The 1413-nt window shown below is 59.0% G+C and carries 1 protein-coding gene; it reads right to left on the bottom strand.

The window, feature by feature from the left end; genetic code table 11:
• Positions 1-280: 280 nt before the first annotated feature.
• Complete coding sequence (locus tag BGI01S_RS28805; protein WP_042329823.1) at positions 281-1324, bottom strand: IS110 family RNA-guided transposase; 1044 nt, start codon at positions 1322-1324, stop codon at positions 281-283.
• Positions 1325-1413 lie beyond the last annotated feature (89 nt).

The following is a 1413-nucleotide window of genomic DNA, read 5'->3' as shown; positions in this document are numbered from 1 at the left end:
TATTTGCACCATGTATGGACGACTCCCTGTTGTCAAGCAGTCTCAGTTTTCTGGCATCAGGTCGAGGTTGCAGCCATGTATCCGGGCTCAGTTGGCAGCACTCGCTGCGGGCCCACGATGAATATCCGCGAATGGGTACCCCATCAGAGCCTCGGGCTTGGTTGCCCTTGGTGCAAAGCGGGTTTGGCCCACCACGGTCCGACCGTTCTGCCATCGAATTGAAGTCTGCTCAAGCAACCTCTGGAAGTGAACGCTGTTTCACTGCTAATAGCGGGACCGGTCAATCCGTCACGCTGGATCGCGTAGGCATATGGTTCGCCTGAAAGGGCTGATTTCGTATCAGCATGGCCCACGCCGTCCGTGCATTCTTTGCCGCGAGCGCCACAGCAGCGATATTTTTGTGCCGGCGTCGACACAGTTTCATCACCCAGGAATCAGCCATTTCGGGTTTGCTGGCTGCCGTACGAATAACGGCGCGGGCGCCGTGAATCAGAAGTGTTCGTAATGCCGTATCGCCGCGCTTGCTGATGCCCAGCAGACGCGGCGTGCCGCCCGAAGAATGCTGACGCGGCACCAAACCCAGCCATGCAGCAAGTTCGCGGCCGCTGCGAAAAGATCCGGCGTTGCCGATCGAGGCTGCGAGGGCCGACGCGGTAAGTGGCCCGATGCCGGGTATTGTTTCGAGAAGCCGACCGGGCGCATCCGTGCGATGGATCGCGCGGATACGACCTTCGAGCTCAGCGACCTTGCTGCCAAGTTCGCGCAAGTGCTCGACGAGCATCTGGATTAACGCCCGGAACGGCTCAGAATGCCCATCGTCACGAGTGGAAAGAGCGGCCATGGCCCGTTGGCCAAGCAGTTGGATACCCTGTGGCAGCACGATACCGAATTCGCCAAGAAGCCCGCGGATTTGGTTGGCAAGTGCTGTGCGTGATTTGACTAGGCCGGCGCGCGCGCGATGCAGCGACAGCACTGTCTGTTGCGCCTGCGTCTTGAGCGGTACAAAGCGCATGTTCGGGCGCGTTATCGCCTCGCAGATTGCTTCGGCGTCGGCCGCGTCGGTCTTGTTGCTCTTTACGTAAGGCCGGACGAACTGCGGGGCGATCAGTCGAACGGTGTGTCCGAGCTTGGTGAGCTCGCGGCCCCAGTAGTGCGACGAGGCGCACGCTTCCATGCCGATTACACACGGTTCGAGCGTAGCAAAATACCGAAGGACATTCGCGCGTCTTAGCTGTTTGCGTACAACGATTTCGCCTTGCGAATTCACTGCGTGAACCTGCATCACGCTCTTGGCCAGATCCAGTCCAACAGTCGCTATATTCATGATGAACGCTCCTTTGCCGTGGACGTCACGACTTCTCCACTTTGGCATAAACCCCTCGCTGGGTAGCGGGAGTCGTCCATCACATCAGA

The organism is Paraburkholderia ginsengisoli NBRC 100965, from assembly GCF_000739735.1.
Taxonomy (GTDB): domain Bacteria; phylum Pseudomonadota; class Gammaproteobacteria; order Burkholderiales; family Burkholderiaceae; genus Paraburkholderia; species Paraburkholderia ginsengisoli.
This window is presented reverse-complemented; position numbering and strand designations above follow the sequence as displayed.